This is a genomic window from Anatilimnocola aquadivae (assembly GCF_049819085.1).
Classification (GTDB): domain Bacteria; phylum Planctomycetota; class Planctomycetia; order Pirellulales; family Pirellulaceae; genus Anatilimnocola.
The window spans coordinates 7096478-7111967 of sequence record NZ_CP187419.1 but is presented as its reverse complement, the minus strand read 5'-3'; the positions used below and the strand labels follow the sequence as shown (position 1 = coordinate 7111967).

At 57.4% G+C, this 15490-nt stretch carries 17 protein-coding genes; 7 read left to right on the top strand and 10 right to left on the bottom strand.

What is annotated here, in order from left to right; all coding sequences use genetic code 11:
* Positions 1 to 134: 134 nt before the first annotated feature.
* Positions 135 to 1010: a menaquinone biosynthesis family protein gene (locus tag NA78x_RS28225; RefSeq protein WP_425615716.1), complete on the top strand. Its 876-nt coding sequence runs from the start codon at positions 135 to 137 to the stop codon at positions 1008 to 1010.
* 223 nt (positions 1011 to 1233) lie between these two features.
* Here NA78x_RS28225 and NA78x_RS28220 read toward each other — a convergent pair whose 3' ends face one another.
* Together NA78x_RS28220 and NA78x_RS28215 are read right to left on the bottom strand one after the other, a co-directional pair.
* The gene (locus NA78x_RS28220; protein WP_425615715.1) at positions 1234 to 1563 is read right to left on the bottom strand and encodes a hypothetical protein; all 330 of its coding nucleotides are present in this window, start codon (positions 1561 to 1563) and stop codon (positions 1234 to 1236) included.
* A 77-nt stretch (positions 1564 to 1640) separates the two neighbouring features.
* Positions 1641 to 1937 carry a hypothetical protein gene (locus NA78x_RS28215; protein WP_425615714.1) on the bottom strand — a complete coding sequence of 99 codons (297 nt, stop codon included), beginning with the start codon at positions 1935 to 1937 and terminating at the stop codon, positions 1641 to 1643.
* A gap of 1338 nt (positions 1938 to 3275) precedes the next feature.
* Between NA78x_RS28215 and NA78x_RS28210 the strand changes: the two genes are divergently transcribed.
* Both NA78x_RS28210 and NA78x_RS28205 read left to right on the top strand, forming a co-directional pair.
* Positions 3276 to 3971: a hypothetical protein gene (locus tag NA78x_RS28210; RefSeq protein WP_425615713.1), complete on the top strand. Its 696-nt coding sequence runs from the start codon at positions 3276 to 3278 to the stop codon at positions 3969 to 3971.
* Between the two features lie 23 nt (positions 3972 to 3994).
* On the top strand, positions 3995 to 4504 hold the full coding sequence (locus NA78x_RS28205; protein WP_425615712.1) for a hypothetical protein: 510 nt from the start codon (positions 3995 to 3997) through the stop codon (positions 4502 to 4504).
* 107 nt (positions 4505 to 4611) lie between these two features.
* Here the strand turns inward: NA78x_RS28205 and NA78x_RS28200 are convergent, their stop codons facing one another.
* Positions 4612 to 5163 carry a hypothetical protein gene (locus NA78x_RS28200; RefSeq protein ID WP_425615711.1) on the bottom strand — a complete coding sequence of 184 codons (552 nt, stop codon included), beginning with the start codon at positions 5161 to 5163 and terminating at the stop codon, positions 4612 to 4614.
* A gap of 271 nt (positions 5164 to 5434) precedes the next feature.
* Between NA78x_RS28200 and NA78x_RS28195 the strand changes: the two genes are divergently transcribed.
* The 3 genes from NA78x_RS28195 to NA78x_RS28185 all read left to right on the top strand — a co-directional run bounded on the left by NA78x_RS28195 (position 5435) and on the right by NA78x_RS28185 (position 8734).
* A complete protein-coding gene (locus NA78x_RS28195; protein ID WP_425615710.1) occupies positions 5435 to 7627 on the top strand; it encodes an acetylxylan esterase in 2193 nt (730 codons plus the stop codon).
* A gap of 79 nt (positions 7628 to 7706) precedes the next feature.
* The gene (locus NA78x_RS28190; protein WP_425615709.1) at positions 7707 to 7910 is read left to right on the top strand and encodes a hypothetical protein; all 204 of its coding nucleotides are present in this window, start codon (positions 7707 to 7709) and stop codon (positions 7908 to 7910) included.
* 317 nt (positions 7911 to 8227) lie between these two features.
* Positions 8228 to 8734 (top strand): chemotaxis protein CheX, encoded by a 507-nt coding sequence (locus NA78x_RS28185; protein ID WP_425615708.1) that lies wholly within the window; start codon positions 8228 to 8230, stop codon positions 8732 to 8734.
* Positions 8735 to 8772: 38 nt separating this feature from the next.
* Here the strand turns inward: NA78x_RS28185 and NA78x_RS28180 are convergent, their stop codons facing one another.
* The 6 genes from NA78x_RS28180 to NA78x_RS28155 form a co-directional block, all read right to left on the bottom strand.
* Positions 8773 to 9363, bottom strand: a complete 591-nt coding sequence (locus NA78x_RS28180) for a hypothetical protein (protein WP_425615707.1) — start codon at positions 9361 to 9363, stop codon at positions 8773 to 8775.
* Entirely contained in the window at positions 9360 to 10241 is an 882-nt protein-coding gene (locus NA78x_RS28175) for a PepSY domain-containing protein (RefSeq protein ID WP_425615706.1), read from the bottom strand. The genes NA78x_RS28180 and NA78x_RS28175 overlap by 4 nt, the downstream gene beginning before the upstream one ends.
* Positions 10196 to 10948 carry a DUF1559 domain-containing protein gene (locus tag NA78x_RS28170; RefSeq protein WP_425615705.1) on the bottom strand — a complete coding sequence of 251 codons (753 nt, stop codon included), beginning with the start codon at positions 10946 to 10948 and terminating at the stop codon, positions 10196 to 10198. The genes NA78x_RS28175 and NA78x_RS28170 overlap by 46 nt, the downstream gene beginning before the upstream one ends.
* A 554-nt stretch (positions 10949 to 11502) precedes the next feature.
* Positions 11503 to 12156: an NAD(P)H-dependent oxidoreductase gene (locus tag NA78x_RS28165; protein ID WP_425615704.1), complete on the bottom strand. Its 654-nt coding sequence runs from the start codon at positions 12154 to 12156 to the stop codon at positions 11503 to 11505.
* 114 nt (positions 12157 to 12270) lie between these two features.
* Positions 12271 to 12969 carry an LON peptidase substrate-binding domain-containing protein gene (locus tag NA78x_RS28160; protein WP_425615703.1) on the bottom strand — a complete coding sequence of 233 codons (699 nt, stop codon included), beginning with the start codon at positions 12967 to 12969 and terminating at the stop codon, positions 12271 to 12273.
* 193 nt (positions 12970 to 13162) lie between these two features.
* Positions 13163 to 13741, bottom strand: coding sequence for a Maf family protein (locus NA78x_RS28155; protein ID WP_425615702.1), 579 nt, complete (start codon positions 13739 to 13741; stop codon positions 13163 to 13165).
* 83 nt (positions 13742 to 13824) lie between these two features.
* Here NA78x_RS28155 and NA78x_RS28150 point away from each other — a divergent pair, with 83 nt between their 5' ends.
* Positions 13825 to 14517, top strand: coding sequence for an RluA family pseudouridine synthase (locus NA78x_RS28150; protein WP_425615701.1), 693 nt, complete (start codon positions 13825 to 13827; stop codon positions 14515 to 14517).
* A gap of 174 nt (positions 14518 to 14691) precedes the next feature.
* Here NA78x_RS28150 and NA78x_RS28145 read toward each other — a convergent pair whose 3' ends face one another.
* Positions 14692 to 15447, bottom strand: a complete 756-nt coding sequence (locus NA78x_RS28145; RefSeq protein WP_425615700.1) for a platelet-activating factor acetylhydrolase IB subunit — start codon at positions 15445 to 15447, stop codon at positions 14692 to 14694.
* Positions 15448 to 15490: the final 43 nt, after the last annotated feature.

Below are 15490 nucleotides of genomic sequence, written 5' to 3'. Positions count from 1 at the left end.
TTCGCTTTTCCGGCATTTCATTTTGCCTTCTTCCTTCTGCCTTCTGCGTTCGGTTAAGCGTCAACCGCCCCTTGCGGTTCAGACAGCAGATGCCATCATAAATGGCTCACTTCCCGCTGTTTAGGACTCGCCGCATGTCTGCCTCCGCTCCGTCTGCTGCCGAAAAGCTCATCCGTGTTGGTCATAGCCCCGACCCCGATGATGCCTTCATGTTCTATGCCCTCGCCAAGGACTGCTTCGATACCGGCAAGTTCCGCTTTACGCACGAACTGGTCGACATCGAAACGCTCAATCGGCGAGCCTTTACCGGCGAACTTGAACTGACCGCCCTCAGCTTGCATGCTTACGCGTTTCTGGCCGACAAGTACATGCTGTGTACCTGCGGCGCGAGCATGGGGGACAACTACGGCCCAATGGTCATCGCCCGCGAAGCTCGCGACATTGCCTCGCTCAAGGGGCAGACCATCGCCGTCCCTGGTACGCTCACGACGGCCTTCCTGGCTCTCAAGCTCTGCATTGGCAACGACTTCAAGCATGTGGTCGTGCCGTTCGACGAAATCCTCAACGTCACCGAGAAGGGTGAATTCGAAGGACAAAAGATCGACGCCGGCCTGTGCATTCACGAAGGTCAACTGACCTACGGCGACCAGAATCTGCACCTGATTGTCGATCTCGGCAAATGGTGGATGACCGAAACCGGTTTGCCATTGCCCCTCGGCGCGAATGGCATCCGCAAAGATCTCGGCATGGAAGACATTCGCGAAGTGAATCGCCTGCTGAAGGAAAGCATCGCCTACGGCCTCGAGCATCGCGGCAAGGCCCTCGATTACGCTCAAGGTTATGGCCGCGGTCTCGATCGCGCCAAGGCTGACAAATTCGTCGGCATGTACGTCAACGACTGGACGCTCGACTTCGGTCCTCGCGGCCGCCAAGCCGTCGCCGAACTCCTCAAGCGCGGCTACGAAGCGGGCGTCATCCCCCACCTCGTCGTCCCCGAATTTGTCGACTAGCCAGCAGCTCATCTCATCTTCCCGCCCCCGCCCCTGCGGCGGGGGTTTATTGCTCTCCAATTCCTTTCGCCCCCGCCCCTGCGGCTGGGGTTTATTGGCTTTTGCACTAGCACGCTCAGGTTGTTAGCCAGCATTCTTCGTTGATTCCTCCTGGAAGAGTCACGCTTCTCCCCTTCTTCTTTATCGCGGACTGGCCCAGCCAGCGCCCTCGATAATCTCGACGCTACTCGCACAACTCCTGCTGCAAGCGATCAATCGCGACCAGCAGGCGGCTCCACTCGGCAACAATCGGGAGCGTGGCGAACTCACGCTGATCTTCGTTGCCAAAACCACGTTCGCTGACGCAGATCGTGTCGCCCAACTTGCGAGTGGGCTGAGCCGATTCGTACGAGAGCGTCTCGACAGCTTGGCATTCGACGGCGTCGTCTTCGTCATTCATAAAAGGAGCCACCGGGCTGAGGCAGCGATGCACGGCCCAGATGGCCGCGGCCCGAGCATGATCGGCTTCGACAATGAGGTTCAGGTTTCCCGAGCTGACATAAAACTTAGGCATGATATTGGTTCCGATTGGATTGATTTGTGAGAAGGCTTGTCTTTAAGTAGCCCGACGCGTGAGCGAGCGGATAGGTGTTAGTTCGCACTCACGCGGGCACTCAGCACGCGATTCCAGGCAGTGCTCGGGCATTCGTGATGCGAGTACGCGAGCAGGTTGAACGTCGGAAAGCGACGTTCGCTCCCCCGACGACCCGCCGGACGAACAACGGTCAGCGGATCGAGATTGGCCCGGTGAGCCGCGTCACTCTTCTGTTCTTGTCCTTCCAGCGAAATCGCTTCCCAAGCTTGAATCGCTTCGAGAGCGGCATCGCGAGCCGACTCGGCGACAATGGTGATCTTCAGGTTGCCGGTTTGCACAGTGAATTCGTTCATGTCATCAGTCCTTGAATTGCGAGGTGGTTGGCCGGGGTTGGCTTCGTTGCCAGTCACTCGCCCCCGGTACCAGATTTATCGCAGGGTCCGGGACTAGTCTGGTCACGGGCGGGAAGAAGTTCTGAGATGGGAGTTCTGAGTGTTGAGATAGGACGGGTTTGAGGTTCCGGTTCAATCTTGGGGGGTGAGGAAGGTTGGGGTGGCGGCAAAGTCGGTAGCCGCTCGGGGATCGCATAACCAGCTTTGAACAGTCCTGATTCAGGGCTCCAGATACCCGGATTTTGATAACTTTTTGCGCGAAAATTTGCGATCGGCATGTCGCCATAAACCGTTTTCCATCAAACGGTTGCGTTTCTTTTTGGTCGTTATCCGCCGTTTTCTTGATAACCGTTTGATAACCACCGGCCGCCCTGTTCACTCTGCAGCCTGAACAGGCCCTGAACAGGGGGTCTTAGGTCCTGCGGCCGCTCGTCGAGCAGTCCCTTCTGACCCACGCCACCGCCCCTGCGGCGGTGGTTCATTGGCTTTTGCACTACCGCGCTCGTCGCGTTCCACGTGCTGCATCGAGCGTAACTCCCGAATCGCTTCCCTCGGTTGGGAAGTCCGTGCACCCAAACCCCCCGGCTTCTGAACGCCGACACGCGCCGTTCCCGAGAGATATGGCACCTGCCGTTCGCAAATTGCCCCGGTTTGTGAACACCCCTCAAAAGGATTGCCCGCAACTTGCGTCGAACAACCGCCTACCTTTCCGCTGAAGGTTCGCGTCCCCGTCTTGGAATCGCCGACCAACTTGAACAGTCCCATTCCCCGCTGCCGACAACCAGATTTTGATAACTTTTTGCGCGAAAAATCCCCTTCAGCTCCTCGTCGCAAACCTTTCTCTGCAAATCGTTTGCGCTCATAACCTCTCGCCAAGCCCCGCTTTCTTGATAACCGTTTGATAACCATTCGGCGCCCTGTTCACTCCGCAGCCTGAACAGGCCCTGAACAGGGGGGCGTCAGTCGCCGGCCCCACGTCTGGCCGCCGCGACTGGCGCGAGACACTTCGCCGTGCTTCCAAGTTCCCCGGCAGCCAATCCCGCGGACACTCTCCGCGCAGCAGCCTCGCCCGCGCGAGGCAGCCTCGCTCCCGGCACCATCGCCGCACCAGGTTATTTAAGAACATAATTGACATTAAGTCAAGACGTTTTTACAATATCACGAGCGAACGCTTAGCAGTGCCAGTCGCCTCGCCGCCCTTGCGCACGAGGCGATCGGCAGTGAAATTCAGGTGGTGTCGTACTTGGCTCGACCTGCTAAGCTGAATCAAGGATACGCATTTCAGAGACTTGTTGACCGATGATCGCAACCGCAACACTCCTGGGTAGAGGTATTTATTCGCCGTCTGAAGCGGCGATGTATGCGCGCGTACGTCCACAAACACTGAATCGATGGCTTTTCGGAAATTCGCAGGGCGATCCGGCCATTATCTCCGAGGTTCGTAACGACGAAAAAGTAGTTACGTTCCTAGATTTCGTGCAGCTTCTCGCCGTGCGCGACATTCGATTCAAGCACAAAGTTCCATTGCCGAAGATTCGGCAAGCTGTCGAACTAGCGCGAAGTCGAGGAATCACATATCCCTTTGCCGTCCAGCACAAAACATTTCTGTTTGGCGATATGAAAGATGACGGCCATGGCGAAGTGATTATCGAAATCGAGGGCAATCTCATTCAAGCAAGCGGCCATGAGCGCGGCAATCTGGTGATGCGTGAAGTTGCTGAACTGTACATGCGAGACCTTTACTTCGACCCAAAAACTAACCTTGCCTCAAAGTACCATCCGTTTGGCGAGTCTCTCAAAAGAGCTGTTGTCATGGACCCGAAGGTGCGATTTGGGGAGCCCATGATTGAATCCTGCGGCTATAGCGCAGAGGCACTTTTCGATGCATACACGATCGAGGGGGGCATTGAACACGCTGCCAAAGCGTATGGTGTTGAACCAAGTGAAATTGAAACTGCGATCCGATATTTCGACCTACTAGGCGTTAGCGTGTGACAATCGCGAGGCCAGCCCGCCTCTTGTTCGACGCAAACATCGGCAAGCCGATGATAGATGAACTAGCGCGCATTTTAGAGTCGCAGAGTGCCCAGGAGCACGAACTCGCGGAGGTTGTTCATGTATTCGATTTTCAGGCCTCTCTAGGCATGGGAGAGGAAGGAGTCTGGGACGAGCACTGGATAAAGCAGGCAGGCGAGCAGGGCTATACGGTCATTGCCAGTGATCGCGGGAAGGGTGGTGTTTCTAAAGGAAAAAAGCTTCCGCGACTCTGCGAAGAGTATGGAATTACGCATGTCCTGCTCGGAGAATCAATCCACAGGCGGCGGAAGTTTTCAAAGTTACTTTCGATCCTGTCAGTTTGGCACGAACTAGTCGACATCGCACGCGAAGAACCGGGGAAGCGATACTTCATGGAAGCTGCTGGTTCGCAAGAAAGTCAACGTGGCAAGGCTAAGGTCACTCACAGGCCAATAACTAAGCGCCCTCCGCTGAAGCCATTCCCACCGAGCAGTAATGCCGATGTTGCATAAGCGCGCAGCCGCGCTCATCTTCACTGTCGTCTTGCTACTCTGGATGATGCAAGTAGGAACCTATTTGGCCTTCGTCCCATCGGGACGAATGCGAAAACTGCTCGCAGCTATTTCTCACCTTCCTTGGCGGGCTTCTTCTCGGCTGCTGGTTTCTTCTCAGCACCCGGCTTCTTCTCAGGTTGCCCCTCGGGCTTCTTTTCGAGCTTCTTCTCCACGCCCGGTTTCACTTTCTTCTCGACTGCTGGCTCCTTTTGCCCTTCCTTCTTGACGGGCTTTTTCGCCCCGGGCTTGAGAGCGGCGTCTGTTTCTTCACCGTCCTTCTTCGCTGGCTTCTTCGCTGGCTGCTTCACTGGCTGCTTCACTTCGCCAGCCTGCTGTTCGAGACGGGCTTTCTTGATCGCCATCTTTTTGGCGAGAGCCTCTTTGTCGATCGGTTTCTGCTCGCCTTTCTTTTGTACCTGCTTCTTCTCGGGGTGAAGCCTTTCGGCGTGCTTGGCGAAGGTCGAGAACTCGTCGAGGCTCAGTTTGCCATCGCGATCGGAATCGAGCTTTTTGAAGATCGCCTCCGCCGAAGGTTGCTCCTTTTGAGCCCAGGCTGGTGAGCCCGCCAAGACCAGCATTAACATCGCGGCAGTGAACAGCGAGCACGAGATTTTCATCGATCGATTCCTAGTCAGGCGAGAGGGAGGGATGTTGGCGGAGGGCTGCGCGTACCTGTGGTGATGCATTGGCCAGCACCATTATTGGTGCGCGGATTCGCCAAATGGATGTCCGTAGCAGGGGCATGTGCCGGCACTCCCGTCCCGAAAATACTGGCTCCCTGTTAGCGGCGTCGTTAAACTAGCCGCGAAGCCTTGCTCATTCCCACCTTTGATCTACCTCCCCGCCCGGCTCGAAAATCTGACTACGCTCCACTTGGAAAGTACCGGCATGAATCGCACGCTCGCCTTAGTCGCCGCACTCCTGATTTTCTCCACGGTTCAATGGGCTCGCGCGGCAGAAACGCGGGCGCTGTCGCCGGGCAAGTTGCCCAGCGATGTCCGCCTGCTCGATCCGAAAGATCTCGACGGCTACTTTCCCTTTACGCCACCCAAGTCGCGCGAAGCTTGGGCTCCGCGCGCCGAGGCCGTCAAGCGGCAGATTCTGGCCTCGCAAGGCTTGTGGCCAATGCCAGAGAAGACTCCGCTGCGGGCAGTCGTGCACGGTTTAGTCGATCAAGGCAATTACACAGTCGAGAAGGTTTACTTCGAAAGCTTTCCCGGCTTTTTTGTCTCAGGCAGTTTGTATCGGCCCAAGGGAACGAAGGGGCCTTATCCGGCGGTGCTTTGCCCGCATGGTCACTGGGCCGATGGTCGCTTTTACGATGCCGGCGTGAAGGCCACGCGGCAACAGATTGTTCAGGGTGCCGAGCGCTTTGAAGATAGCGGCCGCAATCCGCTGCAATCGCGCTGCGTGCAACTCGCCCGCATGGGCTGCCTGGTGTTTCACTACGACATGATCGGTTACGCCGACAGCCAACAGTTGTCCTTTGAACTGGCCCATCGCTTCGACAAACAACGTCCGGAAATGAACGACCGCGAGAACTGGGGCCTGTTCAGCCCGCAGGCTGAAGCAAGGCTGCAATCGATCATGGGTTTGCAAACCTGGAACTCGGTCCGCGCGCTCGACTTTGTTTCTGCACTGCCGGAAGTCGATGCGACGCGCATCGCCGTGACGGGCGCGAGTGGCGGCGGTACGCAAACATTCCTGCTGGCTGCCATCGATCCGCGCATTTCGCTCGCCTTTCCCGCGGTGATGGTTTCGACCTCCATGCAAGGAGGCTGTACTTGCGAAAACGCCAGTTGCCTGCGAGTGGGAACCGGCAATGTGGAGTTCGCCGCACTCTTCGCGCCCAAGCCGCAGGGAATGACCGGCGCAGACGACTGGACGCGCGAGATGTCGACGAAAGGCTTTCCAGAACTGAAGCAACACTACGAATTGATGGGGGCCGGCGACAAGGTGATGCTCGCGCCGCTCTATCACTTCAAGCACAACTACAACTATGTCTCGCGCGCGGCGATGTACGCCTGGGTGAACAAGCATTTCAAGCTCGGCCTGGAAGAACCCGTCGTCGAAGAAGATTATCCTCGACTCGACCGGGCCAAGCTGACGGTGTGGGACGCGGAACATCCGCAGCCTGCGGGTGGCGACATGTTCGAACGCCAGCTAACCCGTCTTTGGCACATGGATGCCGAAACGCAGCTGAAAAAACTGACGCCCACCGATGCAGCGTCGCTGAGCAGGTGGCGCGAAGTGGTCGGGGGCGGTGTGCAGGCAATCTTGCAGCGTGAGTTGCCGACGGCTGCCGAGATCGACTACGAAAAGGTCTCGGAAGAAGACCTGGGATCCTACAAGCAATACACGGGACTGATTCGCAACAAGCGGGCCAGCGAAGAGTTGCCCGGGTTGTTCTTGCTGCCGAAGAACTGGAACAAGCGAGTCGTGATTTGGCTCGACGAGGATGGCAAGTCGTCGCTGCTCAAGCCCGATGGTAAGCCAACCGAAGAAACCGCCAAGCTGTTGCAAGCTGGCATCACCGTCGTTGGTGTCGACCTGTTGTTTCAAGGCGAGTTCCTCAAGGACGGGCAACCGGTTACGAAGAATCGCACGGTGAAGAACCCGCGCGAGTTCGCTGGCTATACCTATGGGTACAACCACGCACTGCTGGCCCAGCGCGTTCACGACGTGCTGACGATGATCGCGTTTGCCAAGCATCACCCCGATAAGCCCGAGCGGATCGATGTCGTGGCGCTCGATTCGACCGGCCCCATCGCCGCCGCCGCTCGCGCGTTGGCTGGCGATGCCGTGCATACCGCCGCCATTCAAACGGGCGGCTTTCGCTTCGCCAATGTGGACGACTATCGCGATGTCCGCTTTTTGCCCGGCGGTGCCAAGTATGGCGATGTGCCAGGTTTGCTCGGCTTGAGCGCTCCCCACACACTGTGGGTCGCCGGTGAAACCGACGATGCTCTCAAGCTGACAGCCGCTGCCTACCAGGCCGCCGGTGAGGAGAAAAAACTGACCATCGCGAAAGCACCCGCCGCCAATGCTACGGCAGCAGCGGTGGAGTTTTTGCTGAAGTGAAGTCGCGGGGATGGTGCAGGCGATTTAGAATGTCATTAGGACGCGGGCCGTTTCGAGGGCTAATTCGAGGGCCATTATCTTGCCTGAATTGATTCTGAATAATGTCGATGGTGGCATTCTGCATCACTTGCAGAATCTTGCCGCACTTCACGGTCGCACGCCTGCCGAAGAAGTAAACGTGATTCTGGCGGATGCCGTGCGATCGAAAGTTGCCTGGGCGCCGGTCGACGAGATTTATCATCGTCATGAGAAGTCTGGAAAAATTCACAGCGACAGTGCTTAACTATTGCGAGAGGACCGCGATCGTTGAAAGCGATTGTCGTTGATGCAATGATCCGCCAATGGCGGAATGGCATCTAGCCCCAAGTCGCGCATCGCATTTGGGGTCACAACTGACCTTCACGCCCACCCACTGACACTCTTTGGCAGCCAGAATCCGCTTGCCGTGCTCAGCCGGCACAATCGTCATTGCCAGGCTCCGCAACCTTGAAATTACACCTGGAATGCGGGTTTGACCTGCCCGCGCAGTGACCTACGTTTCTACAGCCTGTCGAGCATTGGCCAGACAGCCCCCGCCTAGAAACCGTATGGATCATCCGCATGCGTGCCGACTACATCAACCCGTTCATCAGTGCGTTGGTCAACACCTTTGAGACCATGCTCTCCTGCACGCTGACTCGCGGACCGCTCTACCTGCGGGGCCAAGAGACGCAGCTTCACGATGTCAGCGGCGTCATCGGCTTGAGTGGGCATGCTCAAGGGACCGTGGTGTTGAGCCTTGAGAAGCAAGTGGCGTTGCAAGCCGCCGCGACGCTCTTGTTGTGCGAAACCACCGAGCTGAATGCCGACGTGGTCGATGCCGTGGGCGAACTGGCCAACATGGTCGCCGGCAGTGCCAAAGCCAAGCTGGAAGAATATCAACTGTCGATCAGCTTGCCGAGCGTGGTGCTGGGCGCTGGTCACATCGTTCGCTTCCCCTCCGATGTAACGCCCATCTGCGTGCCGTTCACATCGCCTTGGGGCCAATTGAAAATCGAAGTGGGCCTGACCGAAGTTCGCTCGCTCGTCAGCACCGCCAACCAAAATCCGTTGGTCCTCGCTCAGTAGCGATTGGTCGGGTACGGAGTACCTGAACCTACTTTCGCTCAACGCTTCTTTGCCCGCGATGTACGCTCGTCGTCGTCGCCACCGCCGCTGAGCAGCATGGCAATCGTCAGCACGACGGTCGAGACGGCGAGCAGGTTTCTCAGGCTCCACCAACTGGGGCGCGGAGCTGTCGAATTGACCAGCAACACGCGCAAGCCAGAGTCGTCGAGCGGCACGAGTCGATGGTGGTAGTCGCCGCCGTGGTACTTGCCATGCACGGTCTTCGGACTGCTGATGGGCTGCGACATGGCCTTCACCACGGCCGGCCAAGGAGCGGGCCAGTGCGTGGCTTCTTCGACTTCGTCGTCGCTATCGAAGTCCACATTCCAGGTGACTACCGGCGGCGCTGTAGGAGCACCCTGCACCACCACCACTTGCGAAGCCGGATCCTCTTTCAGCAGGCGACGCTTGATCTTCTTTAGCAGTTCCGGTTGCTGCAATTCGTTAGCCGCCCGCAACTGGTCCATTTCCTGCGGCAGCGGCTCCAGCGGCTTTTTCGGCCGTGGCTTGAAGATGGTCGCCAAGACAACACCCAAGCACAACAATCCAACCAGTGCCCAGCCCCAAGGACGCAACTCCTGCGAACTCATGATGCGGTTAGTTCTGGTGCGGGTTCAGGCATTGTGGCCGCGGCAGTGTTGCCCGGCAAAGCTGGCGCGGGTCGATTCGCTTTTTTGGCCAGAGCCGCTGCCGTGACGGCGGGGTTGCCCGCTTTGGCGGCACCCTTCTTTTTGCCAGCTTTCTTCACGAGCGGAATGACATACAACACCACACCGGTGAGCCCCAGGGCCAAGATTGCGATTCCGGAAACATCGGACCAAAAATAGCCATAGCTGCGGCTGAATACCTGCCCCGTGTGCAAGTCGTGTACGAACTTGCCCCAATTCATGCCAGCCTTGGGGTCACCCTTCTTCTCAACGATTGCCTGTTCGTTCACCGACCAGACAATCTCTTCGGGGCCATCTGCCATGTAGTCGCGATGAACCTTCACCTTCACCAACAGGCCATGCCCCAGCTCATTTTTCAGTTCCATTCGTTCGAGCGGCACATCGCCCCAGATCTTCGCGCCTTCGGCGAGAGCCAGGTTGATATCGGCCGAGTGTTCTTGCCAACTGTTAGGCTTGGCGACGAACTCTGTCGGCGAGACCGACTTCTTCGGCTTGGCAGCTTTCTCTGCCTTGTCTTTCTCTACCTTGTCCCCTTTTTCCTTTTTCTCGTAAGTGGGCTTCAAGCCGAGCAACCGCTCGTGATTTAGCATCACACCAGTGCCCGCAATCAGGGCCATCGGAATGAGCAGAATCAGGCCGACCCACAAATGGACGTCGCGAAACTTGGGATAGAGCGACATGGCTGTTCTCTTTGAAAGGCGGTTGGCTGGCTGACGCTGGCGAAAGTATGAGATCGGCGGTGATGAAGAGGCGATTAATCGTCGCCCGAATTCGGATCCTTGCCGCGGAAGGTCTCCCACTCGGCCTTGCTGCCAAAGCGATGAGTGTTGCCGCCGACAAAGACACAGTTAAAGGTGGTGCCGTGGTAATGAATGGGAGTGTGGGTGCCGCGGAGGGCATTCCATTTCGTCTCGCCCATCTTCCAAGGATCGGGCAGGTCGCGGGCTAGTTGGATGAAGCTGGCAGCAGGGCCGTCGGTATCGGCCTTTCCTTCCAGAGCCTTCTTGATGTCCACGCCGTTGTTGTGCTGAGCCATCGTCCGCACATTCATCGGCTTGGCTTTTTTCACCTTGGTGACGAAAGTTCCCTTTTTGCTGTCCCACTCGGTAACTGATCGCTCGGGCAAGCCAAGCTCGCTGAAGGCGCGGCCTTCCAGCTTGTAGCTCGTGGCCATCGACTTCCAATACGGCACGCTCGACTCGTAGCTGCCGACATCGCCGGGGCAGCGAAACATCTTTTCGTTGTTCTCGCAGAACGGCAGCAGGGCAAACATGGCCAGTTGCTTCACGTCGGTGAGGTCGCCATCGCCAACCGTGAAGGGCATGATGCCGGAATGAACGTCGATATAGTTATGCGTGGCGATGGCAATTTGTCGCAGATGGCTTTGGCACTGAGCGCTGCGAGCCGAATCGCGAGCGGCTTGCACTGCGGGGAGCAACAGCGCCACCAGAATGCCAATGATGGCAATGACAACCAGCAACTCGACGAGCGTAAACGCTGCATGCACGCGACTTCGGCGCACCCGAGGGAACATGGCAAGGCCTTTCGGTGGGAGATCAAGGCGGGCGATTCGGTAGGTGCCTAAATCAGCGATCGTGTTAATGATACTGATTCTCAGTTCCTGGGTGGTTGTAAAATTAACCCACGATTCGGCGCGGGTCAATAGCCTCTGCTTCCGTTAGAAAGCTTGGCCTCTGCGTCGCGCCGAGCGCAATCCAGTGTCGTGATGATTTATGCAGAAATTACAAACACAACTATTGACAATCAATCACCAACCTGCGGAAATGGTGAGATGTTCTCTTTGAATTTGGTGGTACCGAGTGTTGGCCGCGTGCTGCGGTTGGGCCCCGTTGTTCTTGACGAAGGCGCGATTGCCACGAAAGCAGAAGCCTGTCCAAGAACTGGCCCGGTTGTTGGACAAAGAGGATGGTGGCGAGAATTGGCCGGGCCGACGCAAATGCAATGACTGCAATCGCTTCCAGCAAGAAACGAGAATCAGTGCGTGTCCAGAAACCGCCTCGGTTGTTGGACGTTGAGGCTGACGGAGAGGGTACGACCGGCTTACTGCACTTCCACAATCACATCGGTCGTGGCAAAGCGGACCTTGGGGGTTACGGCGTACTTGTCATCGACCGCGCGATAGCCAGCCACGCAGGCGACTACGGTGCGATAGCCTTGCTCGCCGATGCCGAGCACCTCGTCGTACTTGCTGGGGATGATGCCTTCCATGGGGCAAGCATCGATACCCATCATGGCGGCGGTCGTCATGAAGTTGCCGAGCGCGATGTAGGCCTGATTCGACGCCCAGTGATTGATGTCGAAGCCCGCAGGTGGAGGAACGAGCGCACTAATCAGCGTCTTGCGAAAGCCGGCCAATTTATCGACCGGCACGCTGCGAACTTCGCTGATGCGAGTCAGGTAGCGATCGACGTCACCCTCGTGTAAATCCTTGCGAGCAGTGAAGACGACAACGTGCGAGCCATCGACAATCTGTGCCTGATTCCAGGAATGGGGATGCAGTTTGGCCTTCACTTCCGGATTCGTCACGACCCAGAACTTCCAGGGCTGCAGGCCGAACGACGAGGGGGTGAGGACCAGGGACTCAGCCAGGACCGACCAATCGGACGGCTCGATTTTTCGTGTGGGATCGAACTTTTTCGTCGCATACCGCCACTTCAATTGATCCAACACCACATCGCGAGACACAGGCTGCATACTTCACCCTGGCAAACAAACGGCCATCAAGATCCGATCACTGCCTGCATTGTATCGGAGCGGTGCCAGACCGGGAGGGTCATTGAGCTAGTGGCAGGAGCCAGCAGACACCACTCAGTTCAAGCTGAACGGCGGCAGGTAAGGAGGCCCAGCGGTGGGCGAGGCGAGTTGAACCGCCTTCAGTTTTTCGATGAGGAAGCGAGCCCGGCGGTCGACATTCCAATCGGCCAGCAGCTGTTGACGCATGTTGAGCGGAATCGTCAGGCCAAAGGCCAGCACGTCGGTCATCAGACCGAGCGAACCAGGGCTGGCGAGCAGTTCGTCGAACTGTTCGTTGAGGACATCGCGCTGGGGAAGCAGGTCGCGCGTGAGGTCGATGAGCGCGTGTTGCAACTGATGGCGGCGAGCAGCGCCCGAGGAAGGATAGAAGTCTTCCAGCAAGTCCACTTCGGCCTGGCGAAACGTGCGCGTGATGGGCAACTCGCGGCGAATGGCTGCCCTTGCCATGCCTTGCAACAGCAGGTTGATGGTGCCATCGGGCAACTTGTGGTGCGAAACAATCCGACCGAGACAAGCGACTGGTGCCACTGGCGGCCGACCGTCGTACGAATGTTCCCAGCCTGGCTGCAGCCAAACGGGAGCAATGAACTGATCAGAGATAAGGGCTTCCTCGACCATTTCCAGGTACCGAGGCTCGAAGATGTGCAAGGCTTGCACGGTGTGCGGGAAGAGAACCAGATTGGGCAGCGGAAACAAACGGACCCGTCCAGAAAAATTCTGGAGTAAGGAGGCGTTCGTGTCGAGCTTCGCCATGATGGCTTGTCCGCTGAGGCATACCCGCTGCCATCAGAGTCTTTCTGACGACGACTTCACTGTTACCAGTTGCAGCTGATCTTCACCGCAACTTCATTTGTCGACCGGCATTCTAACGGCACTCTCCTGCATATTCCATAGTTGTGGTCATAAATATCTGTGTTTTTTTCGCACAAAGATATTTTCAGTCTTCTCAAGTTGGCGAGGACTGAATATTGGCAAGCATTTTCTCCAGCATTTCGAGTGGCAGGCCTACCACGTTGGACTCGCTTCCCTCGACAATGTGCACCCAGTCGAGGCCATCCTGATAGCCAAATGCCCCGGCCTTTCCTTCCCAACCATCGGTGGCCAGGTAGGCTTCGAGATCAGCGGGCGAAATGGGATCCATCACCAGTCGGGTGACATCCACCTGCACGTGGTGCTCGGTTCCTGGCCGCTTCCAGAGACAAAGACCGCTGTAGACACGATGTTCGCGGCCGGACATCATTTGCAGCATTTCGCGGGCGTGATCGCGATTTTTCGGCTTGCCGAGAATGTGCCCGCAGCATTCAGCGACCGTATCACAGGCTACAATCAGACCTTGCGCCGTGCGGGTCGCCACGTCGGCTGCTTTTTGATAGGCGAGGCGGGCCACCATTTCCGGCGGAGTTTCGCGGCTGCAGATGCCACACTCGGCCGAGTCGTGGGGCGGAATCACTTCGAACGGATAGCCCGCCTGCGTGAGGAGTTCGCGGCGGCGGGGTGAAGTACTGGCGAGGATGAGAGCTTGCATCGCTGGGTCTTATAACAATAGGTCGTGCGCGAGACTTGAGTGTCCAGCGTGTTTCATTATCTTAACTGTTTCAAATACTTAACATGCCACCCGGAAGTTCGCGCCCCAGCCTCGATGTTCTCTACGAGGACAACCATCTGTTGGTCGTCAACAAGTGGCCGGGAATCGCTACGCAGGGAGTGACCGACGACGAACCGAGCGTCGCTCGATTGGCCAAGGAATATCTAAAGCTGAAGTATAGCAAGCCGGGAAATGTCTATCTGGGAGTGGTCAGTCGGCTCGATGCTATGGTGAGTGGCGTGCTGGTTCTGGCTCGCACCAGCAAAGCTGCTGCACGTCTATCGGAGCAGTTTCGCGAGCGGGAGACGAGCAAAATCTATTGGGCCCTGGTCGAGCGGTTACCGCGTGGAAAATCCGGTGAACTAGTTCACTGGGTGCGAAAGGACGAACGACAGCAGAAAATGGTTGTCGTCCCCACCGGCACCAGCGGAGCGCAAGAAGCTCGCCTGAACTTTCGCTCGCTGGGCAAGGTCTCGGGCGCAGAACTGCTGGAAGTGGAACTGCTTACCGGCCGCAAGCACCAGATTCGATTGCAACTCGCCGAAACGGGCTCGCCGATTCTCGGTGATCGCAAGTACGGCATCGGCACTCCATTTGCCGATGGCATCGCGCTGCATTCTCGTACGCTCACGATTGCTCACCCGGTCACCAAAGAGTCACTCACCTTCACCGCCCCGCTGCCAATGGCTTGGCAACGGTATGGAGTAAGTGAATAGTGCGCCGACCGCAAAAGGGGGGGGATGATTGAGTGGAGTTTATCAACAGCAGCGCGCGTGGCGCTCGGGTTTGGCGCTAGATTGGTGTTGATAAACCCCCGGTGTTTATCAACGAATAGGACCAAAAAGGGATAGACCAGCGAGACTTCTATCCCACGGGAGGCGACGGGCAAGTTACGACTTTTCGCCCATCAGTTCGGCCAGCTTGGGTTCGATGGCTTCGGCCCAGATGCGATAGCTCTTCTCGTTGAGGTGGAGCAAGTCGGGCATGATCTCTTTGCTCAGCGTGCCATCTTCGGCGAGGAACTTCGGGCCGATATCGAGGAAGAAGACCTGCTTGTCGTCGGCGAGTTTGGCGATGCTTTCGTTGACGGCCGCATTCTTCTTCCGGAGTTCGTCGTCTTTGCCAACGCTACGGGGAAAGATCGCGAGCACCAGCAACTTGGTTTCGGGGAGTTTGGCCTTCAGCTTTTCGACAACAGCCTTCACGCCTTCAGCAGTCTGCTCGGGAGTATTGGCGCGGGCGTTGTTAGTGCCGATCATCAGCACCGCTGCCTTGGGCTTGATCCCTTCGACGTTGCCGTTGTCGAGACGCCACAGCACATGCTGGGTGCGGTCGCCGCCAATGCCGAGGTTCACGGCGTTCCGCTTGGTGTAGAACTCTTCCCACACCTTCTTGCCTTGGCCTTCCCAGCCTTGAGTGATCGAGTCGCCGATCAACAGCAGATCGACGTTCCCTTTCTTCACCCGCTCATTAAAGCTGTTGTGCCGATTCATCCAGCCACCTTCGCGGGGGGCAGGTACGACAGCGTCGTTGGCTTTGACTTCCGGTTTCACTTCGGTCTTGGCTTCCTGACCAATCAGCGAAGCGGGGAGCAGAGCACCAGCAAAGAGCAGGGCCAGGAACAGAGCGCGGCGAGAGATATTCATGGGCAAGGAACTCCGGGAGAGAGGTAAAGGTGGGAACAGTGAG

Bases quoted from the DNA above. Each gene is read 5' to 3' on its own strand.
- NA78x_RS28200 (WP_425615711.1), bottom strand. From the start codon at position 5,163: ATGAAAATCTCGTGCTCGCTGTTCACTGCCGCGATGTTAATGCTGGTC.
- NA78x_RS28150 (WP_425615701.1), top strand. From the start codon at position 13,825: ATGCCACCCGGAAGTTCGCGCCCCAGCCTCGATGTTCTCTACGAGGAC.
- NA78x_RS28180 (WP_425615707.1), bottom strand. From the start codon at position 9,363: ATGAGTTCGCAGGAGTTGCGTCCTTGGGGCTGGGCACTGGTTGGATTG.
- NA78x_RS28215 (WP_425615714.1), bottom strand. From the start codon at position 1,937: ATGAACGAATTCACTGTGCAAACCGGCAACCTGAAGATCACCATTGTC.
- NA78x_RS28210 (WP_425615713.1), top strand. From the start codon at position 3,276: ATGATCGCAACCGCAACACTCCTGGGTAGAGGTATTTATTCGCCGTCT.
- NA78x_RS28220 (WP_425615715.1), bottom strand. From the start codon at position 1,563: ATGCCTAAGTTTTATGTCAGCTCGGGAAACCTGAACCTCATTGTCGAA.
- NA78x_RS28225 (WP_425615716.1), top strand. From the start codon at position 135: ATGTCTGCCTCCGCTCCGTCTGCTGCCGAAAAGCTCATCCGTGTTGGT.
- NA78x_RS28185 (WP_425615708.1), top strand. From the start codon at position 8,228: ATGCGTGCCGACTACATCAACCCGTTCATCAGTGCGTTGGTCAACACC.
- NA78x_RS28195 (WP_425615710.1), top strand. From the start codon at position 5,435: ATGAATCGCACGCTCGCCTTAGTCGCCGCACTCCTGATTTTCTCCACG.
- NA78x_RS28165 (WP_425615704.1), bottom strand. From the start codon at position 12,156: ATGCAGCCTGTGTCTCGCGATGTGGTGTTGGATCAATTGAAGTGGCGG.
- NA78x_RS28145 (WP_425615700.1), bottom strand. From the start codon at position 15,447: ATGAATATCTCTCGCCGCGCTCTGTTCCTGGCCCTGCTCTTTGCTGGT.
- NA78x_RS28155 (WP_425615702.1), bottom strand. From the start codon at position 13,741: ATGCAAGCTCTCATCCTCGCCAGTACTTCACCCCGCCGCCGCGAACTC.
- NA78x_RS28160 (WP_425615703.1), bottom strand. From the start codon at position 12,969: ATGGCGAAGCTCGACACGAACGCCTCCTTACTCCAGAATTTTTCTGGA.